Origin of the sequence: Burkholderia sp. b14 (assembly GCF_900156195.1) — a bacterium.
In the GTDB taxonomy this organism is placed as follows: domain Bacteria; phylum Pseudomonadota; class Gammaproteobacteria; order Burkholderiales; family Burkholderiaceae; genus Mycetohabitans.
Genome location: NZ_FTPJ01000003.1, coordinates 2,459,536 through 2,484,042 on the forward strand (window position 1 = coordinate 2,459,536; position 24,507 = coordinate 2,484,042).

Annotated in this window: 19 protein-coding genes, 2 tRNA genes, 1 pseudogene and 1 riboswitch; of the genes and pseudogenes, 8 read left to right on the plus strand and 14 right to left on the minus strand. The window is 62.8% G+C overall.

Features of this window, described 5'->3' with window-relative positions:
* Positions 1-147: 147 nt before the first annotated feature.
* A tRNA-Arg gene (locus B0B13_RS15790) sits at positions 148-224 on the minus strand.
* A gap of 162 nt (positions 225-386) precedes the next feature.
* On the opposite strand from B0B13_RS15790, the gene greB reads away from it, so the two are divergent.
* Positions 387-947: a transcription elongation factor GreB gene (greB, locus tag B0B13_RS15795; RefSeq protein ID WP_076797042.1), complete on the plus strand. Its 561-nt coding sequence runs from the start codon at positions 387-389 to the stop codon at positions 945-947.
* A gap of 157 nt (positions 948-1,104) precedes the next feature.
* Here the strand turns inward: greB and B0B13_RS15800 are convergent, their stop codons facing one another.
* Positions 1,105-2,256: a porin gene (locus B0B13_RS15800; protein ID WP_076797043.1), complete on the minus strand. Its 1,152-nt coding sequence runs from the start codon at positions 2,254-2,256 to the stop codon at positions 1,105-1,107.
* A 1,329-nt stretch (positions 2,257-3,585) separates the two neighbouring features.
* On the opposite strand from B0B13_RS15800, the gene B0B13_RS15810 reads away from it, so the two are divergent.
* Both B0B13_RS15810 and B0B13_RS15815 read left to right on the plus strand, forming a co-directional pair.
* Positions 3,586-3,789 carry a cold-shock protein gene (locus B0B13_RS15810; protein ID WP_076785302.1) on the plus strand — a complete coding sequence of 68 codons (204 nt, stop codon included), beginning with the start codon at positions 3,586-3,588 and terminating at the stop codon, positions 3,787-3,789.
* Positions 3,790-3,963: 174 nt separating this feature from the next.
* Positions 3,964-5,298, plus strand: coding sequence for an exonuclease domain-containing protein (locus B0B13_RS15815; protein WP_076797044.1), 1,335 nt, complete (start codon positions 3,964-3,966; stop codon positions 5,296-5,298).
* Between the two features lie 146 nt (positions 5,299-5,444).
* On the opposite strand, the gene B0B13_RS18570 is transcribed toward B0B13_RS15815, so the two are convergent.
* The 4 genes from B0B13_RS18570 to B0B13_RS15830 all read right to left on the minus strand — a co-directional run bounded on the left by B0B13_RS18570 (position 5,445) and on the right by B0B13_RS15830 (position 8,432).
* Positions 5,445-5,591 carry a hypothetical protein gene (locus tag B0B13_RS18570; protein WP_170872449.1) on the minus strand — a complete coding sequence of 49 codons (147 nt, stop codon included), beginning with the start codon at positions 5,589-5,591 and terminating at the stop codon, positions 5,445-5,447.
* A 502-nt stretch (positions 5,592-6,093) separates the two neighbouring features.
* Positions 6,094-6,169, minus strand: a tRNA-Thr gene (locus tag B0B13_RS15820).
* Between the two features lie 164 nt (positions 6,170-6,333).
* Positions 6,334-7,356 (minus strand): class 1 fructose-bisphosphatase, encoded by a 1,023-nt coding sequence (locus B0B13_RS15825; RefSeq protein ID WP_076787343.1) that lies wholly within the window; start codon positions 7,354-7,356, stop codon positions 6,334-6,336.
* A 134-nt stretch (positions 7,357-7,490) separates the two neighbouring features.
* A complete protein-coding gene (locus tag B0B13_RS15830; RefSeq protein WP_076785300.1) occupies positions 7,491-8,432 on the minus strand; it encodes a LysR family transcriptional regulator in 942 nt (313 codons plus the stop codon).
* Between the two features lie 97 nt (positions 8,433-8,529).
* Between B0B13_RS15830 and metE the strand changes: the two genes are divergently transcribed.
* The gene (gene metE / locus B0B13_RS15835; RefSeq protein WP_076797383.1) at positions 8,530-10,863 is read left to right on the plus strand and encodes a 5-methyltetrahydropteroyltriglutamate--homocysteine S-methyltransferase; all 2,334 of its coding nucleotides are present in this window, start codon (positions 8,530-8,532) and stop codon (positions 10,861-10,863) included.
* Here the strand turns inward: metE and B0B13_RS18575 are convergent.
* Positions 10,842-10,988 carry a hypothetical protein gene (locus tag B0B13_RS18575; protein WP_170872450.1) on the minus strand — a complete coding sequence of 49 codons (147 nt, stop codon included), beginning with the start codon at positions 10,986-10,988 and terminating at the stop codon, positions 10,842-10,844. The two genes, metE and B0B13_RS18575, sit on opposite strands and share 22 nt — an antisense overlap.
* A 3-nt stretch (positions 10,989-10,991) precedes the next feature.
* Positions 10,992-13,700, minus strand: a complete 2,709-nt coding sequence (pepN, locus tag B0B13_RS15840; RefSeq protein WP_076797045.1) for an aminopeptidase N — start codon at positions 13,698-13,700, stop codon at positions 10,992-10,994.
* 228 nt (positions 13,701-13,928) lie between these two features.
* Here pepN and B0B13_RS15845 point away from each other — a divergent pair, with 228 nt between their 5' ends.
* Complete coding sequence (locus B0B13_RS15845) at positions 13,929-14,696, plus strand: DUF4136 domain-containing protein (protein ID WP_076797046.1); 768 nt, start codon at positions 13,929-13,931, stop codon at positions 14,694-14,696.
* A gap of 34 nt (positions 14,697-14,730) precedes the next feature.
* On the opposite strand, the gene B0B13_RS15850 is transcribed toward B0B13_RS15845, so the two are convergent.
* From B0B13_RS15850 to B0B13_RS15875, 6 genes are all read right to left on the minus strand, one after another.
* Complete coding sequence (locus B0B13_RS15850; RefSeq protein WP_076797384.1) at positions 14,731-15,312, minus strand: TMEM165/GDT1 family protein; 582 nt, start codon at positions 15,310-15,312, stop codon at positions 14,731-14,733.
* Between the two features lie 10 nt (positions 15,313-15,322).
* A riboswitch (yybP-ykoY riboswitch) is annotated at positions 15,323-15,511 on the minus strand.
* Positions 15,512-15,541: 30 nt separating this feature from the next.
* Positions 15,542-16,912, minus strand: coding sequence for an NCS2 family permease (locus B0B13_RS15855; protein WP_076797047.1), 1,371 nt, complete (start codon positions 16,910-16,912; stop codon positions 15,542-15,544).
* A 31-nt stretch (positions 16,913-16,943) separates the two neighbouring features.
* Positions 16,944-17,981, minus strand: coding sequence for an adenosine deaminase (locus B0B13_RS15860; RefSeq protein ID WP_076797048.1), 1,038 nt, complete (start codon positions 17,979-17,981; stop codon positions 16,944-16,946).
* Complete coding sequence (locus tag B0B13_RS15865) at positions 17,978-18,187, minus strand: XdhC family protein (protein WP_076797049.1); 210 nt, start codon at positions 18,185-18,187, stop codon at positions 17,978-17,980. Before B0B13_RS15865 ends, B0B13_RS15860 begins: the two co-directional genes overlap by 4 nt.
* A gap of 274 nt (positions 18,188-18,461) precedes the next feature.
* Entirely contained in the window at positions 18,462-18,968 is a 507-nt protein-coding gene (locus B0B13_RS15870; protein ID WP_076797050.1) for a disulfide bond formation protein B, read from the minus strand.
* Positions 18,969-19,022: 54 nt separating this feature from the next.
* Positions 19,023-20,414 (minus strand): amidase, encoded by a 1,392-nt coding sequence (locus tag B0B13_RS15875; protein ID WP_076797385.1) that lies wholly within the window; start codon positions 20,412-20,414, stop codon positions 19,023-19,025.
* 294 nt (positions 20,415-20,708) lie between these two features.
* On the opposite strand from B0B13_RS15875, the pseudogene B0B13_RS15880 reads away from it, so the two are divergent.
* From B0B13_RS15880 to B0B13_RS15890, 3 genes and pseudogenes are all read left to right on the plus strand, one after another.
* A pseudogene (locus B0B13_RS15880) lies at positions 20,709-20,936 on the plus strand (gamma-glutamyl-gamma-aminobutyrate hydrolase family protein); the annotation flags it as partial.
* A gap of 29 nt (positions 20,937-20,965) precedes the next feature.
* Positions 20,966-22,252, plus strand: a complete 1,287-nt coding sequence (locus B0B13_RS15885) for an MFS transporter (protein WP_076797051.1) — start codon at positions 20,966-20,968, stop codon at positions 22,250-22,252.
* 419 nt (positions 22,253-22,671) lie between these two features.
* The gene (locus tag B0B13_RS15890; protein ID WP_076797052.1) at positions 22,672-24,504 is read left to right on the plus strand and encodes an FAD-dependent monooxygenase; all 1,833 of its coding nucleotides are present in this window, start codon (positions 22,672-22,674) and stop codon (positions 24,502-24,504) included.
* Positions 24,505-24,507: the final 3 nt, after the last annotated feature.

Here is a 24,507-nt window from a genome sequence, read left to right on the forward strand (position 1 = left end):
GCGTAACGGGAGTTCGTACACCCTGGTTGTTCGCGGCATACTGCCAGTGCTAAGGGTTGCTGCTGGACGGCTTCTCGTGCGGTGCGATATCCGTCCGTGTGACACAAAGCAAAAAGGCCTTCCGATTGGAAGGCCTTTTTAAAAAAGTGGCGCGGCTGGCAGGATTCGAACCCACGACCCCTTGGTTCGTAGCCAAGTACTCTATCCAACTGAGCTACAGCCGCGCGAAGAAGTGAAATTATAGCAACTTCTTTGAAGATGTGAAGCCCCTGGCGCGATTTTTTTTGCATGCCGGTGATGAGCAGACGCCGGATGCCGGCCATGAAGCGTTTGCGCGTTCGTATAATAGTCAAAAGGACATTTTATAGTTTCAGTCGAGTCGCACAATGAACAAGGCATTTGTGAAGGAAAGCGATGATTCGGCGCAAGACGACGACCTGCCGCAACCGGAAATGCCGACTGGCGCAAAAAACTATATGACGCCTGAGGGTTACCGCCGCCTGAAGGACGAGTTGCTGCAATTGATCGACGTCGAGCGGCCCGAGGTCGTGCGCATGGTATCGTGGGCCGCGTCGAACGGCGACCGGTCTGAAAACGGCGATTATATTTATGGCAAGCGGCGTTTGCGCCAGATCGACCGGCGCATTCGTTTCCTGACCAAGCGGCTTGACTTAGCCGAGGTCGTTGACAGCAGCCGGCAGGAAAACACTGACCAGGTATTCTTTGGTGCAACAGTCCACTATGCAACATCCGATGGCACCGAGAACCGGATCACCATTGTCGGCGTCGATGAGGTGGATCTGGATCGGGGGCGAGTTAGTTGGATCTCGCCGATTGCGCGGGCGCTGTTGAAAGCGCGGATCGGGGACACCGTGCCACTACACACGCCAGGCGGGATTGAGCAAATCGATGTTCTCGACGTGCACTATCCGGCTGCTACGCACTGAGTGCGTGCGGGTGTCGCTGTACGCGGGCTACTGTCACGAGCGCTCGCGGGCTGCTGTCATGACAGCGCTCGCGGCAGAGTGATAGACCGTAAAAAAGGCGCCCGAAGGCGCCTTTTAGACTGGTGCACAGGACGACTAGCGTCCTGTCCGCTTAAGCTTAGAAGCGGTGACGCAGGCCAGCGGTCACAGCGACTTGCTTGTCGAACGACGACGGAGCCAGGCCGTTAATGTTCGCGGTGAAGCCGGTCTTGCTTTCAACAACCTTTTGGTACTCACCCTGCAGGTACACGTCGGTCCGCTTGGACAGCGCGTACGCGGTTTGCAGGCTGAATTGATGCCACTTCGGCGATTCGCCGCCTAGCTTGCCGTCGGTGTACGTGTACGCACCCGCAACGCTCAATGCCGGCGTCAGGTTGTAGCGGCCGTTGACTTCATAGTTGTTGAAGCGCAGGTCGCTGCTGGCCGGCAGGCCAATGTTCGAAACGTCGATGTTTGTGTTTGTGGTATTGAGAGCATTGTTCAGCTTCGTTTGCGTAAACACGAAACCTGCCGTTGCCGGACCGAACGCGTAGCTCAGACCTGCGCCCCAGGTACGCTGACGGCCAGCGAGGAACGTGGCGTCATCCGAGAAGGCGCCGGACAGGTTCGACACCTCCGTCGCACCGACCAGCGGCGTGTTGTTGTTCAACTGCAGATAAGCTGCTGCCACGTTCAACGGACCGTAGTTATACGATGCGCCGACGCTGTACGCGCGGTTGTTCGCAAAGTTGCCCGCCTGGTTCGAGAAGCCGTACAACGCGCCAAACTTGAAGCCGTCGAAGTTCGGGCTTTGATACTTCACCGAGTTGTTGACGCGGAACGAGTTGTCCAGGTTGTCGTTGTCGAACGGGTGCGCGAACTGTGTGCCGCCGTATTGCGTGCCAGTCAGTGCCAGCGGGCCGAGGTAGTCAACGACGGAATCATATTGGCGGCCGAGCGTGACGGCGCCGTACTGGTCCGACGCGAGACCGACAAAGGCTTGGCGGCCGAACAGGCGGCCTCCTTGGCTTGCCCCGCCATTGCCGATGCTGAAACCATTTTCCAGCGTGAAGATCGCCTTCAAACCACCACCGAGGTCTTCAGCGCCACGCAGGCCCCAACGGCTGCCGTTCACCGAGCCGCTGGTTTCCTGCCAGTTCGAGCGACCGTCTTGGCTGTTCGTGTACGTGATACCGGCGTCGATCAAGCCATACAGCGTCACGCTGCTCTGCGCGTGGGCAGCCGTCGTGAACATGCCCGACAGGGCTGCAACCATGAGAGTCTTTTTCATCTGTGTGAACTCCAAATACGTATGGGAAATCTTACCCAAGCTTTGAGGAAACGAGGCCGCCGGTGAGTTGGCAGCATGTATTTCAAGTGGTGCGGCATTGAAACGATTAGCCAGATGACGCACCTGTTTCCTGGAAAGGCAGAGTGTAAAGACGAGGTCGCGATGCGAACATTCCGAATTCTGCAACAATATATTGACGACTGCGCAATGATGGGTGGCGCCCCGCAAAGCCTTGTGTAGCAAGGCCGAGCAGCGATTCAATTCGATTTCGACAATGGTGGACGAGCGCTCGCCGTTGTGTTTGTACGACAGCTAAATGAATGGAACCAGTGGGCAATCAATGTGTCGCGTCCATTGTTTCGTCAGCCACAATAAAGGATTGTCGAATTGATTAACGATGGGATGCGCCGATTTGGCTATACTGCAATCACTGCTTTCCCCTAGCAGCTTTTTCTTCGGGAAAAGATCTCCAAACCTTATCAGCGCGGTCGTCTTGATCGCGCTTTTTTTGCGCCGTCGCCCATCGCACTGACGCACCATTGCACTGGTGGCTGGGACGCCGCGGGTGGCGTGCAAGCCATCGAGCCGACATCGATGTCGGAGCCAGCATCGATGCCGTCGACTTATTCCAGTGGGCAGTGAGGCGAGACGGCGCTAGGCACCTGCTGAGCGGTGCAATGTCCAGTCGTTGGCATCCAATCCTCGATCACGTAATGACGTGCATCCATTAGCGGTGCCGACAACAGGTTTTGCCAGTGATCGCTGTGCCAAACCATATCGAAGTGGGTCAAGCCCGCAGGGTCGGGCGCGGTGATTGGCACAGGGCTGGTCCGATCTGCAGCATGGCGGGAATCATGCCGTAGCCAGCCGAAAAGGTGCTTAAGTGGCGTCAGCATCATATTGCCTCTTGCTACATCGAATCGTTCCCGTAAATAGTCGCACGAACCGCTTCGGAATAGAATCAGCATAAACACTTACAATTTGTTGCAGGTGAGCGGTAAAAATTTCTGTCACTTCATAATTGAATATCGCGATTCAAGTAAAAACGACTTGTTTAATTCAGATAAGGGAAGCTGAATGACAGGGTTGAACGCTTTGCCGATCGGGCTGCTGCGGCCCACTGGGTAGGCTTTCCGGGGGATTGATAAAACCTTGACAGTCGCTAGACAACATATTTTCTGCTTGACGTACAGTCCTGTTTCTATTTATAACAATACCGCTGGATTTTCAGGATGCAAGGTTGCCGCATAACGCGGGAACCTTTGTTTCATGATTTTCTGCAGATGAACTGAAGTTTGTTACGTCAACACTTGAGGGGAAGCACGATTTATGGAAACGGGTATCGTCAAATGGTTTAACGATGCTAAAGGCTACGGCTTTATCACTGCGGATTCGGGTGGCGAGGATCTGTTCGCACACTTCTCCGAAATCCGCTCGGATGGGTTTAAGTCGCTGAAGGAAAGCCAGCGCGTATCGTTCGAAGTGAAGACTGGCCCGAAGGGCAAGCAAGCGGCGAATATCCGGCCGTTGTGACGCGGCGCCCGATCCGGGATCTGATGCCCTGACCAATGTCGGCGGCAGCTCAAAGCCCCGCGCGTCGGGGCTTTTCTTTTTCCCCGCCGTGCGCCGCGCAACGACGCGCGCGGAGCCGGTCATTTTGGGCGACAATGTGCGCGTTTGCGCTTTTTATGCCATTGTTGCGTTGCCATGACCGACCTCGCCAGCCTGATCCACGATGCCGATGCACGACCACTCGCGTTTGTGGATCTGGAGACGACGGGCGGGCGCCCTGGAGTCGACCGCATCACGGAGGTGGGCGTGATCGAAGTTGACCGTGATGGCGTTCGTCACTGGAGCACGCTGGTCGATCCGCTGCAGCCAATTCCGCTATTTGTGCAGCAGTTGACCGGTATCACGGACGCGATGGTCCGCGGCGCACCGACATTTGATGCGCTTGCCGCTGAACTCGCGCGCCGACTCGATGGCAAGTTGTTTGTCGCGCACAACGCGCGCTTCGATCACGGTTTCCTGAAGAAAGCGTTCGATCGGATCGGCATCCGCTTCGATCCCGACGTACTGTGCACAGTGCGGCTATCCCGCGCACTGTTTCCGCGCGAAAGCCGGCACGGGCTCGACGCACTCGCGCAGCGGCTGGACTTGACCGTGTGTGGTCGGCATCGGGCGTTGGCCGATGCCGATCTGGTGTGGCAGTTTTGGCAGCGCGTCCATGCCCTGCATCCACGCTCCGTCATCGACGCAGCGTTGAGCCGCTTGATTCGCGGGGGCGGGGCCGACGCGATGACCGATGTGTTGCCGGCCGGTTCGGGCGTCTATGCGCTGTTCGACAGCGATGGTGTGCCGTTGTATGTAGGCAAGAGCGCCAAGCTGCGGCAACGCGTGCGCACGCAGTTGTTTGGCGAGCGCCGCTCGAGCCGCGACGCGCAACTGGCCGCGCGCGTGCATGAGGTGCGCGTCTATCCGGTGGTGGGCGAGGTCGGGCTGTTGTTGGCGGATGCGCATTGGAGTGCTGTGCTGCGCCCGAGACTCGGTCGTCGTGTGGCGGCAACGGTGCAGCCACCGCGCGGCGCCATGCCGTGGCCCTACGGCGGACCTGTCGCACTGATCGAGCGGTCAGGCCACGATTGTGGGGCGCAGGGAGTCCATCTGTTGGACGCGTGGCAATATCTCGGGTCCGCCGCCGACTTGGATTGCGCGCGCGCGTTGCTCCATGCACATCGGCAGTCCAGCGCGGCGTGCCGCGACGCGTGTGATATTGTCCAGCCCGCACAGGCCGTGACGGCTCAGCCCGGCCTACTGGGCGTCGTGGAACCGGCCTTCAATGCAGCCATTGCCCAGATCCTTGCGCAGCGGTTGGCACGGGGTGGGCTGGTCGTGGAGCGGCTCGCGGCCGTGGCGCCGGCCGCCAGCCGCCACGGCCAGCTGGCGCCGTCAGATACTGCCTACCCTACCGCGCCGACGCCGTCATTAGCGCATAGATGGGGCACCGCGGTGCGCAGCGCTGCGAAGCGCGATGCGTCATAGACCGTCGTCATTTTCCAGTCGGCCAGTGCCCTGGCCACGCGGACTGGCCGGACCGGGCAATCCGACCCCATTGGACGCAGGTAGGGCTTACGCGCGGGCAGCTGAATCGCGCCGACACGACAAGAAACGACGCGCGTATCGCGCCCTCACTGCGTGGTGCCGGACTTGCGTTGTTCGTCAAAGAATGCGCGGACGTGCTCGGGCAGGTCTGCGAGAAACTCGACGCCCACCGGTTCCGGGTCTGGGCTAGCGACCTTGTCTGGCGACGGAATCTTGGTGGGTTTGGTTTCCATGGTGACTCTCCTTGTTGCGAATCGATTATCCGCCTCGGGTCCGATCGTGTGCTAGTGTCACGTGGCCACGACGCGTTTTTCTCTCCCTTCTGTTGCTATATCAGCACAATAGTCCAATCGGAAACAATGCGTTGGGAAAATATCCGCGTACATTGCATCAAACAAGGAAACAGTGTGACAACGCGCCATGTTTCGTCCAGCGAATAATCCATTGTGGGCTATTTGCGGGCGGTTGACTGGACGCTACCGTACCGAGGCCTTCGGCCGAACATCGGCGTCAGACATTGACGCCGTGGGTGCTGCGAGACGAGTGAGCGCATCACAACGGCAGCCGACAACGGACGGTCATGCTGGCGGTGTGCGGCATGCAGACGAGGTGTCGCATGCGCACGGCGTTAGGATGAGTAGGCGGCGACGCGTCCTGTCCGCCGAGGGCGGTGCGCGGCCACGCGAAGAGCACAACAAAAAGCCCGCAAAACATAGGCTTTGCGGGCTGAATCCATGGTGCCGGAGAGAAGACTCGAACTTCCGACCTTCGCATTACGAATGCGCTGCTCTACCAACTGAGCTACACCGGCAACAGAAGCGAGATTATAAGAGTGGACGGCGCGGGTTGGCAACCCCTGTGTCCGCGACACCTCTGGGTCAGCATGTGTCAGCGCAACGTTAACGCTGCCTGTGTCGCCACCCCGGCGTCAGCGCTCTGAGCACCATCTGGTGTCAGGGCACTCGCATTCCATATTCAGCCCTCGAGGTGGTACCGCGTTACGCGGTCAACTTCATTCTTGGAGCCGAGAAACACGGCGACGCGCTCGTGCAGGCTCTTGGGTTGAATGTCCAGGATGCGCTTTTCGCCGTTGGTCGCGGCGCCGCCTGCCTGCTCGACGATGAACGCCATCGGATTCGCCTCGTACATGAGGCGCAGCTTGCCGGGCTTGTTCGGCGTGCGCTTATCGGCCGGATACATGAAGATGCCGCCGCGATGCAGGATGCGGTTCACGTCCGCCACCATCGAGGCGATCCAGCGCATATTGAAGTCCGTCTTGCGGGGACCGTCTGCGCCCTGCGTCAGCTCGCTGACATAACGTTGCACCGGTGCGTACCAATGGCGCTGGTTTGACGCATTGATTGCATATTCGCGCGTGTCGACCGGGATGCGCAGGTCGCGATGCGTGAGTACCCATGAGCCGAGTTCGCGATCGAGCGTGAAGCCGTTGACGCCGTGGCCCGTGGTCAGCACGAGCATTGTTTGCGGGCCGTACACTGCAAAGCCGGCTGCCACCTGATGAGAGCCCTTTTGCAGGAAGGATTGCTCGGTCGGGTGGGCGCCATCTGGACAGCGCAGAACCGAGAAGATCGTGCCGATCGACACGTTCACGTCGATATTGGACGAGCCATCGAGCGGATCGAATAGCAGCAGGTATTCCCCTTTGGGGAAGAACGTGGGGATCGGATGAATGCTCTCCATTTCCTCCGATGCCATCGCGGCGAGGTTGCCGCCCCACTCGTTGGCCTCGAGCAAGATTTCGTTGGACAGGATGTCGAGCTTTTTCTGTACCTCGCCCTGGACGTTCTCGCTGCCGGCGCTGCCCAGTGCCTCACCCAGCGCACCTTTGCTGACGTGATAGCTGATGAGTTTGCAGGCGCGCGACACGACCTCGATCAGCAGCCGCAGATCCGCCGGGATGTTGTTGTGTTCGCGCTGTTGTTCGATTAGGTACTGGGTGAGAGTCGTGCGGCGTGAGAGGGGCCGAGTCGCTTCCATGATGAGCTCCGAAAAACGCTGTTCGAGAGGCGCGATCGCTGTCTTCGGGCACCGTCGCCAGCACCGCGCCGCGATTTGCATGGCCGCCATTCTACATGGGCGGTGTAGCGCGTCGGTGCGTTGGCGAGCCTGCGCTATAACAATTCGATTTGAGACAAATTCAGCAAACTGGTCTCACGCATCGTCGACACGAAGTCGGCGGCGTACGGCCGTCGGGCGAACGCGGGCAGCATCGCCGCGTAAAGCTCGCCGGACAGTGGCGCGCTCTTTCGCGGCGGCCCACACAGCACGGTGCGCGCCGCGACGTAGCGCTTTTCGAGATAGGTCGCTACAGCCCATAGCGGCAACGCGGCAATCCCGCGGCGGCTGGCGACCAGCTGCAAAATCGCCACGGTCAATTCCGAGGTGCGGCGCTTGGGCTCGATGCCAGCGGGCCGGAGCACTTGGCGCACGATGTCGAGCATGTCGTCGGGCACCGGGTAGGTGATCAGCGTCTCGTGGCGAAAGTCGTCGGCCGTCAATGCGTCACGGCCGGCGAGCGGGTGGTCGTGCGCGAGCAACGTGACAATCTGGAAGCGAAACAGCGCCCGATGCTCGACGTTCTCGTCAGGATCGGCCTCGGCGACGATCGCCAGGTCCGCCCGGTCCGAATGTAGCAGTCCAATCGGGTCGGCGTGGAAGCCGGACACGATATCCAACTCCACGTCGGGCCAGCGCTGCCGGAAGGCGTCCATGGCGGGCATCAGCCAATCGAAACAGGTGTGGCATTCCACTGCAATGCGTAGCGTGCCGCCGCTGCCCTGCGCGAGGCGCGCGACGTCGCGCTCAGCTTCCTCGACCGCGGGCACGACGTGGTCGGCCAGCACCAGCAGCCGTTTGCCGGCCGGCGTGAAGACCAGCGGCGAAGACTTGCGCACGAATAGCGCCAGGCCGAAATGGTCCTCGATCGCCCGCAATTGATGCGACAGCGCGGATTGCGTCAGGCACAGCCACTGCGCGGCGCGCGATAGGTTGCCCGCTTCGCGCAGCGCGATCAGCGTTTGCAAGTGGCGCAACTCCAGCGGCGAGCGGATCATCGTGCTTGAAAAAAATTAAAGATAATCGAAAAAATATTTCGTTTGAATCATACATCAGTGCAATGGATACTGCGCAACATTGGAATCGGAGGCCGCGATGATTGCCGCACATGTCCTGGGTTTTCCCCGCATCGGCGCGCAGCGCGAACTACAGCTCGCGCTGCAGCGGTACTGGCAGGCTGGAGCGGGCGAGCATGCGCAGGCGGCGCTGCTCGAGACAGGACGGGCGCTGCGACGTGAACATTGGCGCATCCAGCAAGACGCGGGGCTGGATTTTGTGACAGTCGGCGATTTTGCTTGGTACGACCATGTGCTGACGACGCTGGTGCATCTGGGCGGGCTGCCCGCCCGATTCGGCTTCGAGGCGCGCAACCTGACACTGGCCCAGTACTTGGCGCTGGCACGCGGCCATGGGCAACAGCCGCCGCTAAAATCGCGCCAATGGTTCGATACGCGCTATCACTACCTGGTGCCTGAGTTCGACGCAGCCACGCGCTTTGACGGCGGTGTGGACTGGTTGCTGGACGAACTGCGCGACGCACAGCACAGGGGCCATCGCGCTAAGGTTGTGCTGGTCGGCCCATTGACGCTGCTATGGCTGGCTAACGTGCACGGCGCGGAACTGGATCGACTCGACCTGCTGCCCCGGCTGTTGCCGGCCTACCAGAAGTTGCTTGCCGCGCTACGGGTGGCCGGCGTGGAATGGGTTCAGCTCGACGAGCCTGTTTTGACGTTGGACTTGCCGCAACCGTGGTGCGATGCCGCGCAACACACCTATCAACAGCTTAGCGGCGGCGCGCCGCGCATCCTGCTCGCGACGTACTTTGGCGATGTCAGCGGCCATGCATCGTGGCTGAAGGCGTCGGCGGTGGATGGCGTGCATCTGGATTTGGTACGCGCGCCGCAGCAGTTGTCCGCCTTCACCGAGCAATGGCCGCGCGACAAGATACTATCGTGCGGCATCGTGGACGGGGACAACGTGTGGCGCAACGACCTGGCCGCATCACTGCACCTACTCGAGCAGGTGCATGCGCGGTTGGGCGACAATGTCTGGGTCGCGTCCAGCTGCTCGTTGCTGCACGTGCCGTTGGACCTTGCGCAGCAGACCCGCTTGGACGATGCGTTGCGCAGCTGGATGGCGTTCGCAGTGCAAAAGACCACCGAGATCGCGCTGCTGCGGGACGCGGTCACGGCCGGGCGCACCGCGCCGCACATCGCGCACGCGCTCGATGCTTGTGCGGCGGCGCTGCACACGCGCCGCACGTCGGCACGGGTCCATCATGCGCTGGTGCAGCGCGATGTCGCGCGGCTGGAGCCCGCACACATGCGGCGCGCTGCCCCTTATGCGGTGCGGGAGTCTGCCCAGCGCGCGCGCTTCAATCTTCCCGTGTTGCCGACCACGGTGCTCGGCCCATTGCCGCGGACCGACGCGATCCGCGCCGCATGTGCCGCCTACCGACAATGCGAGTTGACCCATTTCGATTATCTGGAAGCGATGCGCGCCGAAATCCGTCATGCGGTTGAGCGCCAACACGCGCTGGGTCTGGACGTGCTCGTACACGGCGAAGCCGAGCGCGACGAGCCGGTCGAGTATTTCGCTGAACAGCTGTGGGGCATGGCCGTCACCGACAGCGGCTGGGTGCAAGTGGACGGCTGCCGTTGCGTCAAGCCTGCATTGATCTACGGCGATGTCTATGCGCCCGAGCCGTTGACCGTGGGGTGGGTGGCGTATGCCCAGTCGCTGACCGACAAGCCCGTCAAGGGTATGCTGACCGGCCCGGCGACGATGCTGCAACGCGCGTTCGTGCGTGACGACCAGTCGCGCGCCATGACCGCGCTGCAGGTCGCGCTCGTGTTGCGGGCCGAGGTCGCCGCGCTCCAGGCCGCAGGAATCGGCATCATCCAGATCGACGAGCCGGTGCTGGGCGAGGGCTTGCCGCTCCGGCAGGCCGAGTGCGACGCCTATCTGGACTGGGTGGTGCGTGCGTTCCAAGTGGCTACCGGCGGCGCGGCGAACGACACGCAGATTCACGTCCATCTGGGCGATGCCGCGCTCGATGACATGCTGCCAGCGATCGCCGCGCTGGATGCCGATGTGATCCTGTCCGGCACCGGGCGTGCCGTGAGGGCTCGGCTCGACGCATTGGCGGCCTTGCCGTCTCCGTGCGCAATCGGAACCGGCATCGATGGCGTTCATGTGGCGTGCGCGCCGCACAACGCGCAGATGCTCGCGGCGATCGACGCCGCGCTCACGCGTATCCCGGCGCCGCGCTTGTGGGTGAGCGCGGATTGCGGGTCGACAGCGGCCGATTGGCACTGCGTGCAGACGGTGTTGTCCAACCTCGTCGCGGCGGCTCGCACGGCGCGGGCGGCGTTGCACGACAGCCCGTCCGTCTGCCGCGCTGACCATCACTGCACCGTATCGGCGTGAGCGTTGGCGTTGGCGTTGGCGTTGGCGTTGGCGTTGGCGTTGGCGTTGGCGTTGGCGTTGGCGTTGGCGTTGGCGTTGGCGTTGGCGTTGGCGTTGGCGACACTGCCCGCCGACGCGTTAAGCAAAGGCTATGCCAGCGCCTTGCCGACGATCTCGCGCACGTCCTTCGAACTTGCATGAGTGGCGACCTTTTCCAGCGCCGCGCGCATCGGTTCGCGCAGCGCCGGCACGAACTTACGCCAGCGTTCCAATGAGCGGGTCAAGCGGGCGGCAACCTGCGGATTGATGGCGTCGAGCGCGATGACCTGCTCGGCCCAGAACGCGTAGCCGGAGCCATCCGGCAAATGGAATTGTTCCGGGTTGGCCGCGCAGAAGTTGAAGATCAGCGCACGCGCCCGGTTCGGATTCTTCAGGTTGAAGGCCGGGTGCCGCATCAGCTCACGCACCGTATCGAGCGTGCGTCGGCCTGTGCCGCTGCGTTGCTGAGCCTGGAGCGCGAACCACTTGTCGATCACTAGCGCGTCGTCCTCGTGGCGGCGGTAGAACGCGTCGAGCGCGGCTTGCGCTGCAGCTTGCGCTTGGGCGGGCGCGTTCGCGTGCAACGTGATCAGCGTAGCGAGCGCGGCAGCGCGATCGGTCATATTGTTGGCCTCGTCGAACTGCGCGCGAGCGAGCCGCAACGCGTCCGTCGGATCGTCCAGTTCTGCAAGGTAGTGTAGCGCCAGGTTCTTCAGCGCACGCTTGCCGGCATCGGTCGGGTTCGGGTCGTACTCGCCTGGCGTGCGGTATGCGTCGTACGCAGCGAGCCAATCCTCGCGTAGCGCGGCTGCCAGCCTGCGGCGCACGAATTGCCGCGCCTGGTGGACGGCGGCCGGATCGGCTTCGTCCATTTGCTCGGCCAAATAGGTCTCGGACGGCAGAGTCAGTGCTTGTTCGCGCAATGCCGGCGACAACGAGGCGTCGCGCAGCACGGCACTGAAGGCGGCAATGAATGCCGCCGGTAGCTCGAGCGGCATGTGCTGCTGCACCTGTGTGGCCAGCGACAGCAAGGCGCGCGTGGCCAGGCGCTGCCCAGCCTCCCAACGGTTGAACGGATCGCTATCATGCGCGAGCAGGAACGCGAGTTCGTCGTAGGTATAGTCGTATTCGACGATCACCGGCGCGGAGAAATTACGCAACAGCGACGGCAGTGGCTTCTCGGCGACGTCGACAAACGTGAAGGACTGCTGTGTGCCGGTGAGCTCGAGCACACGCGTGGTCGCCGCACCGGCCTCGGCCGGTTCACCTTGCAGGCGTAGCGGCATGTCGCGCCCTTGCGTGTCGACCAGGCCGAGCGCGAAGGGGATCAGCAGCGGTCCCTTTTGCGTTTGCGCCACATGTGGCGACGATTCCCCATAGTGCTGCATCAGCGTCAAGATAAAGGTGCGGGCCACCGGATCATACGCGGTGCGCACCGCCACACGGGGCGTGCCGGCCTGGCTGTACCAGCGCTCGAACTGGGCCAAATCCCGGTGGTTCGCGTCAGCCATCGCAGCGCGAAAATCATCACAGGTCACTGCCTGGCCATCATGCCGTTCGAAATACAGGTCCATGCCTCGGCGCAAGCCGTCGCGCCCGAACAGCGTCTGGTACATCCGCACGACTTCCGCCCCTTTCTCGTAGACGGTGACCGTGTAGAAGTTATTGATCTCAACATAGCTTTCCGGTCGCACTGGATGCGCCATCGGACCGGCATCCTCGGCAAACTGCATCTGCCGCAGCATACGTACGTCATCAATGCGCTTGACTGCGGCGGCAGCCGGATCGGTGGTGCCGCCCGCCATGTCGGCGGAGAACTCCTGGTCGCGGAACACCGTGAGCCCTTCCTTGAGGCTGAGCTGGAACCAGTCACGGCAGGTCACGCGATTGCCGGTCCAATTATGGAAGTACTCATGCCCGACAACCGATTCGATGTTTGCGAAGTCAATGTCGGTCGCGCTCTGCGCGTTCGCAAGCACGTACTTCGTATTGAAGATGTTGAGTCCCTTGTTCTCCATTGCGCCCATGTTGAAATCGCCGACGGCGACAATCATGAAGCGGTCCAGATCCAGTTCGAGCCCGAAGCGCTGCTCGTCCCAGCGAATCGCGCGCACCAGCGAATCGAGCGCATGACCGGTCTTGTCCAGGTCATGTGGCTCGACCCATACTTGCAGCAGCTTTTCTTTGCCCGAGCGCGTCTTCATTGTTTGTTCGCGGGCAACGAGCTTGCCGGCGACCAGCGCGAACAAGTAACTCGGCTTGCGGAACGGGTCCTCCCACTTCGCATAATGCCGGCCGTGCGGCAGCGTGCCGCTGTCCACCAGATTGCCGTTGGACAACAGTACCGGATAAGCGGCTTGGTCAGCACGTAGTGTGACGCGGTAGGTCGCCATCACGTCGGGCCGGTCCAGGAAGTACGTGATGCGACGAAAGCCCTCGGCTTCGCATTGGGTGAAAAAATTGCCGTTGGAGACATAAAGGCCCGACAACGTCGTGTTGTCGGCGGGGCGGCACGCGTTTTCGATCACCAGTTCGAACGCCTCCGGCACGTTCGACACGACGAGACCGCCATCGTGCACTGTGACTGCATCGTGCGCGCGGGCATCGACGGTCAATGACAGCAGCTCCAATGCTTCCCCGGCCAATTCGAGGTCGGCGGCAGCGTCGCCGGCCTGCGGATTGCGCCGCACGCGTAGTGTGCTGCGCACCAGCGTGCGTTCTGGCACGAGATCGAATTCGAGTTCCACGGTGTCGATCAAAAACGCGGGCGGCGTGTAATCTGCACGGCGGATGACGGTGGCTTCAGCAGGCTTGGACATGGCGTATCCGTCGAAAGGTGGTTCAATGGCAATGGACCCGGGCCACGCCGTCGCACGGCGTCACGCGCCGCGTCGGGAAAGAATGGCGCGATCCGGTGTCTAACGTTTCAAGTGACCGCGGCGAGGCCGTGGCTATGATGATCCGACGATTGTACAAAATAGATAATGGTCTTGCGTCGCGGGCGTTTCGCCGGGCGGCCGGTACGAAGGCCAAATCCAAGGAAAACCATGATGTTCAGACGATTGTTGCAGCACGTGACACGTGGGCGCCAATGGGCGGCCGGCTCGCTTGCGATGCTGGTGCTGTCGGGGTGCGCCAGCTATGTGACTTCGGACGTGATCGCGTTCAATGCGTGGAGCACCAGCGCCTCGGACCGCGACCGCACTTTTGCATTCAAGCGCGATGCGCAGCAGCAGAACAGCATCGAGCAGTGCACCTATGAGGCGCAGCTCGCTGACGAGTTGTCGCACTACCATTTTCGACAGGTGGCGCCGACCAGCGCCCACTATGACGTCGAACTGGCCTATGGCACGCATGCCGGCAGCATTGTCGTGCAGCAACCGGTCTATACCGATCCATGGTGGCCGGGATGGGGACGACCGGGCCCGTGGTGGCCGTTCGGCATGATGCCGGCCTACGTCGATACGGCATTACCCGTGTTCGTGCAGAGCCTGACGATCCGCATGACGGAGCGCTCGAGCGGCAAGGAGCGATACAAGGTCACTGCGACGACGCCGACCGCGCGCCAGTCGTTGCCGCTCGCTATGCCCTACCTGATACGCAGCGCGCTGGCAGACTTCCCATTGCAGAACGGCACGACTCGGCAGGTGCGCCTGCCCGCCGAATTGCACGGACAGGCGGCGGGCGGCGCGCCGCCGTCGTTCAACGAGAAGGCTGCTCCGGCCGCGTCGCCGATGCGCGACGATGTTCCGACGGCTTCGCCGAGGCGCGACGAGCAGCCAGCCCCGGATGCGTCACCGAGCGCGGGGCGCTGAGCGCCAAGCGTGGAGCGCGTGCGGCTCAACGGGGTCATTGACTGCCGAGGCCGACGCCGCACAGGGCCAGCACGCCGAGCACGATGAACATGACCGCGGCCATCGCCCGCACCGCGGTGGTGGGTAACCGATGGGCAAAACGCTCGCCCAGAAAAATCGCTGGTACGTTGGCAAGCATCATGCCCAGCGTGGTGCCGATGACCACGCTGGGCAGATCGTGGAATCGCGCGGCCAATGCGATTGTCGCAATCTGCGTCTTGTCGCCCATTTCCGCGATAAAAAACGTCAGCACCGTCGTGCCGAAGATGCCCAGCCGGGTCCGCGCGGGCCGCGCGTCTTCGATGCGCAATCTATCTGGCACCAGCACCCACGCGCCCATTGCGATGAACGACAGCGCGAGCGCCCAGCGCATCGCGCCGGGAGTGAGCAGCGACGACAGCCATTGGCCGAGCGCGCCGGCGCCGGCATGGTTCGCCAGCGTGGCGGCCAGCACGCCGAATACGATCGGCCAGGGCTTGCGATAGCGGGCGGCGAGCACGAGGGACAGCAGTTGTGTCTTGTCGCCGATCTCGGCGAGTGCGACGCCGCCGGCAGAAATGAGGAAAGCTTCGGTCATCAATGAGGTTATCCGCAGGCCGTGGATGCGCGAACGACGATTCACGCGCTGCCCGGCCTGTTCCGGCAGTTCGTGGATCACCGGTCTTGCCAGGCCTGAGGCTGCACCCGCCATGGCCGCCCACGTCGCGCGGGCCAAGTATGTTGACGGATGCCTCTGCGCATCGCGTGCAGGGCGGCTACTCCCCAATGGGACGCGATTATAGCCGGATCGCGGGCTCGGGCCGCGCTCAGAGTTGGGCCAGCAGCAGCCCCGACAGCGCCGCGGCCGTCCACATGGCTGGCTTGACCTCGCGGGCCCGGCCGACGAACAGCTTCAGTACGACAAAGGCCAGAAAGCCATACGCGATGCCAGCGGTAATGGAGTACGTGAGCGGGATCAGGATCATCGCGATGAACGCGGGTATCGCCTCATCGAAGCGGTGCCATTCGATCCGCGTAATCGGCTCCATCATGAACACGCCGACCAGCACGAGCGCCGGGGCGGTGGCAATTGCCGGCACCAGCGATAGCAGCGGGGAGAGGAACAGAAACGGCAGGAAGCACACCGCGGCGACCACCGCGACTAGCCCGGTGCGTCCGCCTGCAGAAATGCCCGCAGCCGACTCGATGTAGGCGTTGGCCGGCGACGTGCCCAGTGGCGCGGACACCAATGCCGAGAACGCGTCAACGATCATCGATTGTCGGATGTTGCGCGGGTTGCCATCGGCATCTAGCAGGTTGCCGGCGTTGGACACGGCCATGAAGGTGGACAACGCATCGAAAAACGAAGTGAACAGCATCACGAAGATAAACGGCCAGTATGCGACCTTCAGCGCACCGACCAGGTCAAGTTGAAACAGCGCGGAGAAGTCCGGCGCCGCGACCAGGCCGTTCCAGTTCACCAGCGTGGGCGTGGCCATCGCCACCGGCCAGTACGCGCTGCCGTCGCCCCACAGGCGTCCGATCGGGATCGCCAGGATCGTCGTGACGACAATGCCGATCATCAGCGCACCGGTGATGCGACGCGCTACCAGCACCGTGGTGATTGCCAGGCCGGCGAGGAACGTGACGATGACCGGGTTCAGCGACGCGGCACGCACGATGGTCACCGGATCGGAGACCACGAATTTTGCATTGACCAGCCCGATCAGCGAGATGAACAGACCGATGCCACACGACAGCGCGTGCCGCAGATTGGCCGGGATTGCGTCGACCACTAGCCGACGCACGTTGAAGGCGGCCAGCACCGCGAAGATCACGCCCGACCAGAACACGCAGCCCAGCGCCGTTTGCCACGGCATGTTGCCTGCGTGCACCATGACGAACGCAAATAGCGCATTCATTCCCATGCCGGGCGCGACCAGCACCGGGTTGCGCGCGTACAAGCCCATCGCGCAACTGCCGGCGAAGCTGACCAGCACGGTGGCGCTGAGCGCTGCCGGAAACGGGATACCCGCCTGTGACAGGATGGCGGGATTGACTACGATGATGTACATTGACGTCAAAAACGTCGTGATGCCGGCCAGCACCTCGGTGCGCACGCTCGAACCGCTCTCGCGCACGCTAAAGAACCGCTCCGGCAGCGAAGCGTTGGCTGCCGCGCCGCGTTGATTTTCCATGGCTTGTTTCTCCTAAGTTCGCTTCAGTGCGTTATGGCATGGCTTGCGGCGCATGCCAGTACGCGTCCAGTAATGACAGATAGGCGGCGCGTTGCGCATCGGTGACGAACGATGCCTCGAATCCATTGCGGATGATCTTGTACAACTCGTCGTCGGTCAGCTTCAGCGCATCGGCGATCGCCAGGTAATTCTGGTTGATGTAGCCCCCGAAATAAGCGGGATCGTCAGAATTGATCGTCACCATCACGTCGGCATCGAGCAGCCGCTTCAGCGTATGCTCGGTCATGTCGTTGACGACGCACAGCTTTAGGTTCGACAGCGGGCAGACGGTCAGTGCAACGCGCGCGTCCGCCAGCCGCGCGACCAATGCCGCGTCCTCGATGCTGCGCACGCCGTGGTCGACGCGATGCACGTCCAGTACGTCGAGCGCCTCGACGACGTATGCCGGCGGCCCCTCTTCACCCGCGTGGGCGACCAACTTCAGGCCTCGCTCCTTCGCGAGGGCGAACACACGTGCGAACTTGGACGGGGGATGACCGTACTCGGACGAATCCAGGCCGACACCGATCAGCCTGTGCCCATACCGCTCGAACATCGGCAGCGCGGCATCAAACGTCTGCAACGCATGTTCTTCCGGCAGATGGCGCAGAAAGCACGGGATCAGCTTGCTGGAAAATCCTCGCGCCTCGGCCTTTGCCAGCGCCCGCTCCATGCCGGCTACCATGGTCTCGATTGACACGCCACGTTCGATATGAGTCTGTGGGTCGAAGAAGATTTCCGCATGGACGACGTGATCGGCCATTGCGCGTTCGACGTACGCCGTGGTCATGTCGTAGAAGTCTTGTTCGTGCAGCAGTACGCTTGCGCCGGCGTAGTAAATATCCAGAAACGACTGCAGGTCGGTGAACGCGTACGCGTCGCGCAGCGCCTGGACTGTCGGGTACGGCAGCGCAATGCCGTTGCGGCGGGCCAATTCGAAAATCAATTCTGGCTCCAGCGAGCCCTCGATATGGATATGCAGCTCCGCTTTCGGCGCGTGCGCGATCTTGTCAGCGAGGATCGGGTTCATGGCGACGGTGACATCGTGTGGGGATGGCGTTGTTCTACCACATGCAACAGTTGTGCCGCTACGGCGATCGCAATGGAGGCGGGTGCCTGGCTTGCAAGGCCCTCGGTGCCGATTGGGTACATCATCCGAGCCAATAGGGTAAGGTCGATGCCGAGCGCCGCCAGTCGATACTCGAATGGCATGCGCTTCGTCCTCGATCCGATCATGCCGAAATACGTGTAGTTGCCGCGCTCCAGATTGTACTCGGCGAGCAGCTTGATCCAGCGCTCAGTTGTGCGTCATTCTCGATCAGACGCAAGGTTAGGCCATCGGTGGTGCCTCGTGGATCGCTCCGTGTGGGGTCATGTCGTCCGTCGCGCGCAGGCACGGGCAAAGCAGCCGATGAAAGGGCTTCCGGGGCGGCGTATGGGGCGATGACGGGTGATGGCAGGGGGGCATCGCGCAGCATCAGGCCTCACGCGTCGCGCCTCATGCTTGGTGCTAGGCGCGTAGTTTGCGTGTACGCCACAGGCTGCGCGATACGAGCACGAACATGAGGCCGAACGCGATCAGTCCCCATTGCGGCAGACTCAGTCCGAGGATCGGCGGGTACGGTATCTCGCACAGTCCCGCGACCTTGAATGCGCCAGGCCACAGTTTGGCGAGTGGCAGTGCATCGACGATCGGCTCGAGTGCGTCGAAGCCACAATTGAACGACGGATTGGCTTGGACCTCGATATGCTGGATCGCGGCGGCCATCCCGCCGGCCGCCGCAACGACGATCAGTGTCTCCAATACCGCGATGCCGCGCCATCTCCGCAGCGTCGCGCCGATGAACGCGAATACAGCGATCAGCAAGAAGCAGTAACGCTGGATGATGCACAATGGGCACGGAGCTTCATGCTTGAAATACTGTAGATACAACGCGCCGCTGATCAGGGCGATGCAGACCAGTCCCAGCAGGACCAGCAGGCGTCGCTCACGGCGCATTCTCAACGAATCATTCATAGTGTTTTACTCAGTGAGGACGCGTCGGGACGCGTCGGACAAGCCAGCATGCGGTCATCGCAGCGGTGCGAGCACGGCTTCGACCGCGCGGCCCAGCATGAGCAGCGCAGCGTCGCGACCAGTGCCCGAGGCCAGCGTCAAGCCGACTGGCGCTTCGCCGTGACGCGAGCACGGCAACGACAGCGCGCAGCCGTCGAGGTAATTGATCATGCTCGGGTTGCGCAGTATCGTTGCGTTGACGCGCGCATAGACAGCGTCATCCGCTTGCAGTTCCGCGATGCGCGGTGGCACGATGGGCACGGTCGGACAGACAATGGCATCAAAGCTGTGCCATAGCGGCTCGGCCTGCGCGATGATGTCGGCTCGCTCGCGCAGCAACTCGATATAGTCGGCCGCGCTAGCGCGCTCGCCCTTGCGGATACGTGCCAGCACGCGCGGATCGTAGTCGCTGGCACGGTTTTCGATCAGCTTGCGGTGCCATGCGAACGACTCGATTGACGGCAGGCTCAGCCGGTTGACGTGCGCGAGGCGCTCGAGCGGCGCGAAACGCAGCTCGCTGACCCGCGCGCCGGCTGCCGAAAGGTGCTGAAGGGCGTCGTCATAGGCGCGCGCCACGCTCAGGTCCATGTCGTCGAGCATTAGGTGGGGCAGCGCGCCGAGCCGCACGCCTTCGATTGGCCGCGCCGGCGACACGACAGGCGGCAGGCCGGCCAGGATCCGGTCGGTGACGGCGCAGCAGGCGACCGACGAGCCGATGGGGCCGACTGAGTCGAGCGACGAAGACAGGGGCAGCACGCCATCAGTCGGAATGCGCCGCGCGGTTGGCTTGAAACCGGTCAATCCGCACAACGCGGCTGGAATGCGGACCGAGCCGCCGGTGTCCGTGCCGAGCGCCACCGCAGCCATTCCGTCGGCAACGCAGGCGGCCGCCCCCGACGAAGAGCCGCCGGCAATGCGGCGTTCGGCGTTGCCGGCGGTGCGCTGCCATGGCGAGGCCGGCGTGCCGTAGTGGGGGTTCAATCCCAGGCCGGAGAAGGCGAACTCGGTCATGTTAGTGCGTCCGATGATGACCGCGCCGGCTTGCTGCAGCCGTGCGACCGTGCTCGCATCGGTGCGGGCGGGCGGCGCGTCGGACAACACGACCGAGCCCGCGCGGGTGACTTGGCCGGCGACGTCGAACAGGTCCTTAATCGAGACCGGCACGCCCATCAGCGGCGACAGCACTGTGCCGGCGGCGCGCAGCTTGTCCAGCGCATCCGCGCATTGGCGAGCCGCCTGTGCGTGCACCTCAATGAACACCGAGCGGCCTTGCCCGTGCGGCGCGGCGATCCGCTCGAGTGCAGTCTCGACCAACTCGCGGCTAGTGCTCGTGCCGGCCTGCAGTGCGGCGGCAAGTGCCGACAACGGCGGTAGCGGCGTGAAATCAGCGGTGTGGGAAACTGTCATGATCGAAGCCCATCCGGCAAGCAATATGTGGGGTCGTGGCGGCGTCATGGAAAACGTCGCGCCGTGCACGCATTGTATGCGAATGAAGGTCGTGGTTTGCCCGTGCGCAGTGAACGGCGGATAATGCGCGAACCCTGGCTGGAATGTGTGGATTTGCACGTCTGACGATTCACCATGAGCGAACCCTCGACTCCCCGCTTAGTTGAACCCGCGTCCGCCGATGCCTTATCCGGCAAGCTGCGACCCGAGGCCGAAACGGTGGGCGGCGTGCCCTCGGGCGCGCCGCCCAAGGATCCCAACTCGATTCACCACCAGGCGGTGAGGACCGTCGGGCGTGACCTGAACGTCGAGGCGATTTCGGCTGACGATGGCCTGGTGGAGGCTGTGCGCTATCGCCGCTCGCCGTTCGTCGTCGGCGTCCAGTGGCATCCCGAATTCCACCGGGCGGGCGGCGCCGAGCTGCTCGGCTGCACGCCGCTGCTCGATACATTCCTGCGCGCGGCGCGCGAGACCCGCTTCTAACTGTCGACGTTTTTCCCTCAGGAGGCCAGATGACTGCGACAACCGTGTCAGAATCGAAAGCGCGTACCGTGTTCCGCGTGACCAGCGGCAATTTCCTGGAGATGTACGACTTCATGGTCTACGGCTACTATGCGTCGGCGATCGCGAAGACGTACTTTCCGGCCGGCAGTGCGTTCGCATCGCTGATGCTGTCGTTGTCGGTGTTCGGCGCCGGCTTCCTAATGCGCCCGCTCGGGGCGATCGTGTTAGGGGCGTACATCGACCATCATGGGCGCCGCAAGGGCCTCTTCTTGACTTTGTCGCTGATGGCGGTCGGGACCGCGGCAGTGGCGCTCGTGCCCGGCTATGCGACGATCGGGCTTGCCGCACCGGCGCTGGTGCTGGCCGGCAGGCTGCTGCAAGGCTTCTCCGCCGGGGTCGAGCTCGGTGGCGTATCGGTCTATCTGGCGGAGATCGCGACCAAGGGGCGCAGGGGTTTCTACTGCGCGTGGCAGTCGGGCAGCCAGCAGGTGGCGGTGGTCTTCGCCGCGTTGCTCGGCGTGATCCTGAACCGCGTGTTGCCAGCCGACCAAATGGGGGAGTGGGGATGGCGGATCCCCTTCCTGGTTGGTTGCCTGATCGTTCCGTTTCTGTTTCTGATCCGGCGATCGCTGACGGAGACGGACGAGTTTCTGGCGCGCAAGCATCGCCCGACGATGGGCGAGATCTTCGCATCGATGGTCGCAAACTGGCGCACGGTGATCGCAGGCATGGGCCTGGTCATCATGACCACGGTGTCTTTTTATCTGATCACCGCGTACACACCCACCTTCGGTAAGGAGGTGCTCAAGCTGTCCGCTGTGGATACGCTCTTGGTGACGATTTGCATCGGCCTGTCGAACTTATTCTGGCTGCCGGTCAGTGGCGCGCTGTCGGACCGGATCGGGCGCCGCGCAGTCCTGGTCGCGTTCACGCTGGTCGCACTGGTGAGCGTGTATCCGGCGATGCAATGGCTGGTCGCGCATCCATCGTTCGAGCGGTTGCTGGCGGTGCAGCTGTGGCTCTCGTTCATCTACGCATGCTATAACGGCGCAATGGTGGCCGGCTTGACCGAAGTGATGCCCGCTGACGTCCGTACCGCCGGGTTTTCGCTCGCGTATAGCCTGGCCACGACTATCGGCGGCTTCACGCCGGCGATCTCGACTTACCTGATCCATGAGACCGGCAACAAGGCGGCGCCGGGTCTGTGGATGTCGGCCGCTGCACTGTGCGGCCTGGTTGCGACGCTGGTCCTGTACCGCAGCGAGGCGGCGCGCAACCGGTACAAGCTGGCTTAGGCACGTGCGTGCGCCGTCCGAACGCGTTGAGATCGGCACGGGCCCAGTCACGTTGCAGCACCGACCAGGCGATGCCGATTCGGCTCTGCGTAACGTACGAGACGGCCTTGCCACTTTTGCCGATACGCGGGCGGCGCTTGCAGATACGGCATGTTGGCGCCACGGCCAATGTATATTATGCTGTGGCCGGCCGGCGCCGGCCACGGTCGGGCGTTCGCGATCGCCGTCGCGCTGAGCATGGCGATTGTCGCGTTGCAGGCGCTGATGGCTGGCTAGCCAATTCGATAGCGCTGCTGGCGGACGCCGGCCACCATCTGTCAGACGTGTTCAATTAGGCGCGTTTCTTGCTGCCGTGTTGCGGCATGGGAAGCGCCACCGAATAGCCTAAACTGAACCGAACAACAGTGACGGAGCGCAGCATGGCCCATTCTTCGCTACAGCCACCGCAGGTGCTGATCGTGGGCGCCGGCCCGACGGGGTTGGCCGCCGCAATGAGCCTGGCGCGCGCGGGTATTGCGCTGCGCGTCATCGACCGCGCGCCGTGTCCCGCAACCACGTCCCGCGCGATCGGGATCCAAGCGCGTACGCTTGAATTGCTCGAGTTGCATCGCGTGGTGGAGCCGTTCATCGAGATTGGGCATCGGGGTCGTGCCGCCCATCTGTACTCGAACGGGCAAACGCTGTTGCGGCTCGATTTCGACCCGCTGCAGACCCGCTATCCTTACCTACTGTTCGTCGACCAGTCGCAGACGGAGAGCATTCTCGCTGAACATCTGCGCAAATTCGGCGTGGACATCGAGCGCGGCGTCGAGCTGATCGGGCTGCAACAGGACGCAGCGGGGGTTGACGCGACACTGCGGCTGCCCGATGGGCGCGTGCAAACGCAGCGGGTACGGTATCTGGTTGGCGCCGACGGCGCACACAGCACGGTGCGCCACTTACTGGGCGGCGCGTTCGCTGGCGAAACGCTGGCGCAGTCCTTTCTGCTGGCGGATCTGCGTGTGGATTGGGCATTGCCGGTCGACGAATTCCAGTTATTTGCCAGCGCCGAAGGATTGGCAGGAATCTTTCCGCTGGGCGGTGATCGCTACCGGCTGATTGCGGACCGGCCGCCGGTCGGCGCGGCGCATCAGGCCGCGGTGCGCATCGGGCTGCTCCATGCTACATCTTCGCCGACTGTCGGGGCGGGCGCACAGCCCGAAGGCCGCCTCGTTGGGGGCCGCCTGACACAGATCGGTGACGTCGAAGATCGGGAGCGCGAGACGGACGACGACAATGCTGGTCCTTCGCTCGACGAATGCCAGCAGTGGGTCGAGCGCCGCATCCATGTGCCGGTGCGGCTGTCGCAACTGGCGTGGTCCTCGTATTACCATATTCACAGCCGGATGGTGGAGCGGCTGCGCACCGGCAACGTATTCCTGGCCGGAGACGCCGTGCACGTGCATAGTCCGGCAGGTGCGCAGGGGATGAACACCGGGATCCATGAGGCGCTGAACCTAGGTTGGAAACTGGCGCAGGTACTCAACGGTGGCGCTCCGGATCACTTGCTCGATACGTACCATCTCGAACGCAATCCGATTGAGCGTGGCGTGCTGCGGCAGACCCGCTTTGTTACGCACCTGGTTGAGGCCGATCATGGCGTGCTGCGGCTCGTGCGTGACCAGCTGATCCCGCTGATCGCGTCGCTCGGACCGGTTCGTGATGCGGCGCGCCGCGCCGTGAGCGAGCTTGCGATTCAGTACCGGCGCAGTCCGCTGACGTTGGAGTGCCCGCTCGACGGGGGCGTGCGCGCTGGCGAGCGGGCGCCGGACGCATTGGTGCACGTGATGGATGGCCCGCTCGGTCAGGTACCGTATGTGGCCCGACTGTTCGACTTATACGATCCGGTGAACTTTACTTTGCTGGTGATGACGTCGGCCAACGATGACGAGCCGCGTGCCGGCGAGGAGGCCGGCGCCCTGGGCAGCTTTGCCGCCAAGATCGAGGCACTGCTTCGTGCGCGCGTACGTACATGGCGGGTGAGCGATACGCAACAGCCGTGCGATGCATCGGGCGAGAGCGCCTCGTCGTTGGCCTTTAGCTACGGACGCACGCGCCCGTGCTTCTACCTAGTTCGTCCGGACGGCTACGTTGCGGCCCGCGGACGGCTGCTGAGCGACGCTCCCGCGCTGCTGCGCTATGGCGAGGATTGGTTTGGCGCGCTGCCGCAAGCGCAGCGTGCGCGTGAAACGACGGTGGCATCGACCCGCTAGCGG